3 protein-coding genes are annotated in these 7,840 nt (G+C 67.5%); all 3 read right to left on the bottom strand.

Features of this window, described 5'->3' with window-relative positions; genetic code table 11:
• Nucleotides 1-216 precede the first annotated feature (216 nt).
• Genes BIV25_RS37055 through BIV25_RS37045 form a run of 3 tightly spaced genes read right to left on the bottom strand, consistent with a single transcriptional unit; the run spans nucleotide 217 to nucleotide 7,465 of the window.
• A complete protein-coding gene (locus BIV25_RS37055; RefSeq protein ID WP_071376932.1) occupies nucleotides 217-2,916 on the bottom strand; it encodes an RNaseH domain-containing protein in 2,700 nt (899 codons plus the stop codon).
• 10 nt (nucleotides 2,917-2,926) lie between these two features.
• On the bottom strand, nucleotides 2,927-6,286 hold the full coding sequence (locus BIV25_RS37050; protein ID WP_071376931.1) for a hypothetical protein: 3,360 nt from the start codon (nucleotides 6,284-6,286) through the stop codon (nucleotides 2,927-2,929).
• Nucleotides 6,287-7,465: a hypothetical protein gene (locus BIV25_RS37045; protein WP_143076758.1), complete on the bottom strand. Its 1,179-nt coding sequence runs from the start codon at nucleotides 7,463-7,465 to the stop codon at nucleotides 6,287-6,289.
• Nucleotides 7,466-7,840: the final 375 nt, after the last annotated feature.

Here is a 7,840-nt window from a genome sequence, read left to right as displayed (position 1 = left end):
GGGGCGTCTCACCCAAGGCTGACAGAGAGGGAATCGGACAATCGTCTGGATCACGAGCTGGGCGCCGTCGATCAGCGGCTTTCCCTGTTCCCATGTTCCTGCGTAGCGCAAGCAGCTCAAAGGAGCGTGGTCACCACCTCAGCCAACACGCGTCTTCGGTAGCCGTTCCGCCCCGTGCCGAAGTCCCGGAACCACCGTAAGTCTGCTTCTGTACGGTTACTCGATGTACTCCTCCATGAGCCGTGCCAGGTGCAGCAAGTAGGGAAGCCGGGTTGGCGTGCCAGTGTGCAGGTGGCAGCGGCGCAGCCCGTTCACGTAGGCGGCGAGGTCGCCGGTTTTGTCGGTGAGCTGCTGGAAGGACACGTGGATCTCTAGGGACGTGGGGTTGGCCCCGTGGCGGGTGACGTCGCGGTCGTCGCCAAGGTACTTGGAGACGGACTTGGCCAGTTGATGGGTGTCCGGGCGGGGGTTGACGGCCAGATAGGTGCGATCGTTCCAGGGGATCAGTCCGGAGTATCGGCCCCATTCGTAGGGGAGCACTTCGTCGGCGTTCTCCGCCTCGGGCACTTCCGGCGGGTTCATTCCGAAGACGAGGGGGATCTCGTCGGAGTCGTCATTGATGCGGACGATGCGCAATCCGGGCAGGTCTGCCGGGGTGCGTGGGGCGGCGGGATCGACTGCACTGCAGTCGACGCCCGGGAGGATTAGTTTGTCCGGGGAGATGTGATCGTTCTGCAGCCATGGCCAGATCTCCCCGTTACGCAGGGTCTGAGTGCGTGCAATGAGAAGTCGGTCCGTGCCGTTGTCGAGCCCGAGGGCGTGGGTTAGGAAGTCGGCCAGTTGGGCGCGGTCCCGGGCCCGGATGCGGCCACGTCCCTCGACCAGTGCTCGGGGCAGGTTGACGAGGGGCATGGGGGCTTCGTGCGGATGACCGGCGGTGGGCGCGAGTTGAGCGGTCACGTCGCCCTCGGTGGTCGCCCGCAGCAAGAGGGGAACGAGGCCACCGCGGGAACGGGCCAGGTGCACGGCAGCGAGTTCGAAGAATCCGGTGACGCCCCGTGGGCGGGGCAGTCGAGGCAGGTGTCCCACGGACCGGAGGATGTCGCGTACGGCGGAGGCGGCGCGCTCGACGTCGTCGCAGCGGATCTGTGAATTCTGGAAGGGCTTGGCTCCGTCCTTCTTCGCGTCCGGTTTGGCGATGCGGGTCACGGGGTGCAGGCACTGGACGTGCCGGCCGAGCGTCGGCAGGACCTTCTTGAGCAAGGGCTTGGGGTCGTCTTGGTGTGCGGCAGTGAAAGCAGCTGGTTTACCGATCTCGATGAGCGAGCCGGTCAGCTGCCCCTCGTCCGGAAGTGCCTCGCGCAGAGCGCGGGTCCTTTCAGCGCGGTGTCGGCGCCGGGTTTCGCTCCGCTCTTCCGACGTCTTCTCGGTCGGCCAGGGGGTTCCGGAGGTCAGGGTGCCGGGGTTGAACAGGCTCAGATGGACCTCGGTGTCACCGCGGTAGATGTGGACGTCACGTTCGGCCTCGATCCGTTTGCCGGCGTGGGTGTAGCCGAGCAGGCCGGTCAGTGCGAGGTGTACGGCTTCGTAGGTTCCAGGAGCGGTGTGTCCGAGCTCGAGGCGGTGCACCGCGCCAGGTGCGGCGGCTTCGAGACGGGGCGCGCGGCGCTGCGGGATCTTGCCGATGGGGTCGACGGGTTCAAGGTGTAGTCCAGGCAGTGTCTGCTTCAACTGCTCGAACAGGAGCAGGTGGTCGATCGGCTGGAGTCCGGTTTCGGCGGGGTGGCCGTCGGCCTTGCGTCCGGTTTCGGTGTTGGGTTCGTCGAGGAGGTAGGTGTAGCCGGTGGTGTGCAGCAGGAGTGCGGCGGGGTTCTTCTTGGTGTGCTCGTCGCGGCCAAGTCCGTTGTGGGCACGTGGGGTAGCTCGGACGGCGTTCGGGTCCGGGTAGAGGTGCGGGGTGGGCAGGGAGGGGAGGATGCGGGCGATGCCGGGTACCCAGCGCCAGGTCATGTCGTCCGCGCGGCCGGTCACCAGGACGGGCGCCCGAAGGAATTGCGGTCGCTCGATGCCGCTGAGCACGCCGCCTGGGACGTAGAGCAGGACAGTGGCAGTGGGTGGCTTGTCCGGACTGCGCCGTGGGATGTAGACGGGCGTGGTGCCACCGAAGCGGGTGATGTGCGGGGTGGCGCGGATGAGGAGCCGGTCGTCGTGCGGCATCGTCGTGACGCGGAACGTGGTCTGGTGGGTCCACAGGCCGTACGCACCGTCGTCATCGGTCAGCTCGCGCGGCGGCCAGGCGTAGACGCTGCGTTGGCCGCGTCCTCCGATCGGGCCGAGGACGGTGGTCTCGTTCTGCTTGTGTCCGGGGAGCACCCATTTGTTGTCGATCCATTGGGTGGCGAGGTAGGAGGCGAGGAGTTGGTAAACGTGCGGGCGGGGCCGTGCTGTGTTGTTGGGTGCCTTGCCGTGTCCGAGCAGGTCGAGCGTGGTGGGGGTCCATTCCAGTGGGAACGCGGCTTTGACGAGGGAGAACCAGTCGACGTCGCCTTGTTGCGGCGCGACTTCGGTGGTGATCCATGCCTCCAGGGCGAGTTGCAGGGGGAGCTGATCCTCGGGCGGGCACAGGGCGTACAGCCAGGTGTCGGAGTCCAGGTCACCGCCGACGACGAGGACGCCCGAGCCGACGCACTCCACCAGTTCGCGCAGCCCGCGTGTCGGCAGGTAGCGCGAGCGGGTCTTGGGGTTGCTGTCCCAGGCCCGCTGGAGGCGTGGGAGAAGCGAACGGGGGAAGGGTGCCGTGTACAGGTCGAGCGGGAGTCGCTGGTCGAGGAGGGCTGCGAAGACCGGAGGGAGGATGTTCTCGTAGCGGGGTGGTGCCGGCTTCTTGGCGTCGGTGGCGTTGTTGGTGGTGGTCACGGTCGTGTCATCATCCCCAGTCGATGTTCTCAAGGAGGTTTCCGAGCAGTTCCCACACGGCTGTGTGGATCGCATGCTTGACGCGCGCCTTGGGGCCTGCTTCGGGGCCCGGGTCGGCGAGGAGTTCGCGTACCAGTGCCCGGCCTGCGACTAGGACGCTGGTGCGCTCGGTGTCGAGGGCCGAGTCGCGAGGGTCGGCGGCTCGGGGGGCGAAGGCGGCGTCCAGCAGGTAGACGCGGACGGGTACGTTGCCGCGGATGCCGCGGCCGGTGGTCTGGTAGAAGGAGTGGAACTGGTCCGCGACGAAGGCCCGGCGCAGTTCTTCGGTCGGCAGGGTCCGGAACGTCAGCGGGCGGCCCATCATGGCGCTCCAGGTCGCATGGGCGCGGCGGATGAGTGCGCGGACCTCCTGGGTGGGGTCGGTGCCGGGTAGGTCGCAGCGGACAGGGTTGAGCAGTCGGGCCATGGCCTGGGAGTTGAGGACGGCCAAAGGGAAGGACAAGTCGTCCGGCGGCGGGTGGAGGCGGGCGAGATAGAAGATGGGGAAGATGGCTGCGACGCCGCGGGCGTTGAGCATGTTGTGTGCGCGGCCCACGGATCCCTCGGCCGCGACCATCACGGTGGCCTGAGTGGTGGGGAATTCGGCGATGCGGCGGTGGGCAAGACCGTAGGGGCCGGGGGCCCGGCTGTCCGGGACCACATGGCAGGCGGTCACGCTCGTGCGGGTGTTCATGTAGTGGGCGCTGGTCTCCGCGTCCTGGGTGCTGAGGACCACGAACAGCGCCCGGCGCCGGTCCTCGTCAGCGCTCTGCAGCGCCTGTTCCAGAAGCGACAGGGTGGCACCGGGGTCCGGAGTGCACACGGCGTCGGTCATGGTCCGCACCGCGTTCTGCCGAGCCTGGCGCCCACCGGCTCCCGAGACGTACACGCCCCGTTCATGGCCAGGGCGCCGACGGGGCCGGAACAGCAACCGACTGGCTCGCAGGGCGTCAGCGCACTCCGGGGGCTCGCGCAGGATCAGCGAGGGCAGGATGTCGATGTGATAGCGCGCCGAGTACGGGTCGTAGCTGGTCGCGGACGTGAGCAGGACGTGGGGACCTTCGACTCCCTCGCAGGCGAGCATGTCGTGCAGGTGGTACAACAACCAGCGGCCCACGCCGCGCAGCCACAGCACGTCCAGCGAGCCGCCGCTGCCCTTGCGGCTCGGAGTCCACTGCAGCGCCATCATGTTACCCATGGGCAACTCCGGCACCAGGGCCCGCAGTTCAGCGTGAGGCTGGTGGGCCAGAACGCTGCTGCCCATCGCAATCGGCATCACCTCGCGCAGCGCTTCCTGCATGACCGAGAGCTCGAAGTACGAGGTGGTCACGCGCGCGGCCCAGACACCGGCGATCAACAGGCGCGCCAGCTCGCTTCGGCGGGCGAGCAGTTTGCCGGGAACCGCGTGCGGCTCGTGCTGTCCCAGCCACTCTTCGGCCACCTCCTGAGCAGTGCGCTCGGCGGCATACCCGGCGGTCATGGTGTCGATCAGCTCGGCAATATGGGCCGGCGGGGCATCGAACGGCGCGGTGATCAACGCGGCGAAATACCTGTCGAAGTACTGCTCGGCCGCCTCCCACCGCTCGGCATCCTCCTCGCGTTCGGCTCGGTTCTCGACGCCGTGCAGGAGGCGGGCCAGCCGGGTCAGCAAGGTGTGTCCGCTGAACGGTCCGTCGTCCACGGTCTCGGCCAGGGCTTCCCTGGCAGCTTCCTTCGCCTCCGGTGTCTCTCCGGCGGGAAGCATCAGCAGCGGGAGCAGGCCTGCGAGCGCCTGCGAGTGGTAGGTCGCGTACCGCTGGAATCGCTGCCCGTGCTTGTGGGCAAGCGGCCGGTACCAGGTAGTGGCGAGGCCTTCGTGCCAGGCCACAGCGATCCGGCTGCTCCACCCGTCCGGCTGAGTCAGCGGCTCGTGATGCAGGAACTTCGTGTCGAACTGGGTCATGACCCGGTCGGCCTCGTCGACCACCAGCAGGTCCAGCTCATGCTGAGCCGCGGTGACCCAGCGGGCGCTGTACGCCGCAGGCTCCGCGCCGCTGGCCAGCAGGGCGGCGGGCGTGGTGACCCACACTTGAGCGTCGGGCACATCGCACGCCGCGGTCTGCGACGGGCATACCGACAGCAGCGGGCAGTCCACCCGCTCCTTGTGCTTCTTCGCCCCGACGATGCGAAGCGTGTTCCGGCAAGGCCGGTCTTCCGGTGACAGGGGGTCAGCAACCGGGCCGGAGGGCTCCAGGAGCATCTCCAGGGGGCACAGGTCAGTCGTGTACGGCGAGGTCACGTCCGCCTGTGACGGCAACGGTGCAACGTCGGCCCCGTCGCCGACGTACAGCAGGTCGTCCCAGTACCGCGCAAGGTGTTCATCGCGCGTGGAACGCCCGATGAGCGGCACCGCCCGGATGCCGAGGGCCCGGAAGAAGCGCACCTTCGCCAACGCACCGCCGACCGAGGAGACGAGGTAACCCACCTTCAGGCCACGGTCAACCGAGAGCTTCACAAGGATGTCGTTGAAGGTGGTCTTGCCGGAGTTCATCAAGCCGACGACGTGAGCGATGCCGTCAATGCCGAACACCCCGAGTCCGTCGCGGAGTTCACCAGCCAAGGCATCCACGTTCGCGAAGACCATGTTCTCCAGACGGCCGGAGAAGTTCTCGCCTCGATAGCGCGGATCGTCTTCGAGCAGGCGGTCCATCTCCTTGGCCGCCTGCTTCATGTCGTCGTCGGTCACGGGCGGGAACGGGATCCGGGTGCGCCGTTCCTTGGGGTGCAGCAGAGATGCCTTCGCCGCCACGTCGATCCAGTCGGGCACCCGCAGGCGCTCTTTCCGGCCGTCATGACGCCTGAACCAGAGGACCGCGCCAGCCGGGGCCGGCTCTCGCACAGGGCGCATCTCGTACGGCACGGGGTCGTGCAGCGCGGCCCGGTATGCCGCGGCCCGGCCGGGAAGCACAGCGCTGCCGCGTGGACGGAAGACGCTGCCGTGCACCACTCTGCGAGAGTCCGGGTTGTCCAGCTCGAACATCCGCAGATGCGAGGGGAGTTTGCAGTACTCGTTCAGACGTACCTTCCACTCGCCGCCCCGGGCCGTGGGCCCCATGCGACGGCGGAGGTTGCGCACGAGGGGTGCGGTGTCCGGGCCCGCGCTCAGATAGCCATCCAGCACCTTGCGCAACACCGTTACCGACTGGCTGGGCATGGACTCGGTCAGGAAGTACAGGCCCAGCTCCACACGGAAGAACTCAAGAGGAGCAAGCGGCTGCATCAGTGGCTTCAGCCCGGTGGCCTCGGCCTCCTTCACCAGCGGGTCGCTCCACGCCGAGATGTCACGAGCCATTCAGCCACGCTCCGACGCGCGCCGAAGAACCGCAGCGATAAAATCATCCTCGCCGACCACCTCAACGCCCTGGGCCCGGCCGTCCATGGCGCCTTCCAGGTCATCGACGTAGCCTCGCGTCTCGAACCGATGCTGGGCGATCACCAGGAAACGGCGACGCGCCTCGGCGCGCCTGTCCCAGCGGAAGTTCCTCCCCAGCAGAGTGGCGCTCGCATGATTCTTCACGTCGGCGGCCCACCACTCGCCCTCGCCCATCCGGCCGGTGCCGTCGAAGTCGAAAGCCACGTCCACGGCATCCATGCCCCACCACGGGTACATGCGCTCCCCCAGTGCCGGCCGTACCGCATCGAAGACCCGGCGTTCCGCCAAGCCCGGATCATGAAAGAAGCGACGCACGGCCCGCCGCTGCACATACAGCTCAGACATCGCCTCCACGGCCCGCCGTGCGGCCTTCCCACCGCACCCCGGTGTGCCGCAATGCCCGCGCCTGCCAGGCAGCGGATTGTCACATCCATCGCACACGTCCAGCTCTGTTGTCCCTGAAGCAGGACGATGCTGGTAAGCGTGGAGAAACCACTCCTTCACCCACGGCTGACCGTGAGTGTTCTTAGCCGGAAAGCGCCGCATGAGGGCCATGAGGTCGAGATCGGAAGCGACCGGCTTGTCGATGAGAAAGCCTCGCAGCTCCACATAGTTCTCCTGCACCTGCGCTTCTCGATCGGCATTGCGATCCGCCGTGGACATGAGCAGCTCGAAGGAGTGATTCTCGACGAGCTCGGCCTCGGGGTCCTTGGCCATGGCGAACCGGGCAGCTTCGTCGGCGAAGGCGGAGGGGCGACCGTCCTCCACGAGCAGGAGACCTCTGTCGCTGTCCGTGATTCCCAAGGCGAGTGGCCACTGCCCGAGCGGCCGAGAGCACCAGCCGAACACGTCCATATGGGTGGGCAGCTGAGCTGTCCCGCCCTCCAGCGCCCGCCACCACAGACGGTTCACCCCTGCGTTCCACGCGGGGGGCAGTCCCACGGTCTTCGTGCTGGGCGAAGGAGTACTCCACATCGCCGCTAGTTGGTCCAGCTGGATGCGCGCGAGCCCGGCCGCGAGCAGCTGCACGGTCATGTAGTCGTCCGACAGGTCAGCCGACACCTGCATCAAGCGCGCCGCACGCGATGCGTCCGTCACTACGTCCCCAACGAGCACGATCTATCCCCTCAATGACCCTTTGTCGCGACGGATGGTAGCCATCGTGATCAACACGTCCGACCACGCGACATCCCGCATTCGCGGTGCGGGACCCGACGGGCCGCGCTCCCACGCTCGACAACGACGTCACCACCGGCCCACTCTTATCGCCCGAACGGTGCCATCAGGCCCTTATTGACGTTGACACGGCGGCATTGACGTTGACACGGCGGCGGCAGTGCACCGTGGCTACCTCCTGCGGGCAGCGTCTCGTCATGACCTCCGCAAACTCTCTCCGCCCAGCGAGCCACTGGCGATAGGCGGCCTTCCCGAGGGTTCGAACCCCCTCTCTGTCAGCCTTGGGTGAGACGCCCC

It is taken from the genome of Streptomyces sp. MUSC 14 (assembly GCF_001866675.1).
Classification (GTDB): Bacteria; Actinomycetota; Actinomycetes; order Streptomycetales; family Streptomycetaceae; genus Streptomyces.
This window is presented reverse-complemented; position numbering and strand designations above follow the sequence as displayed.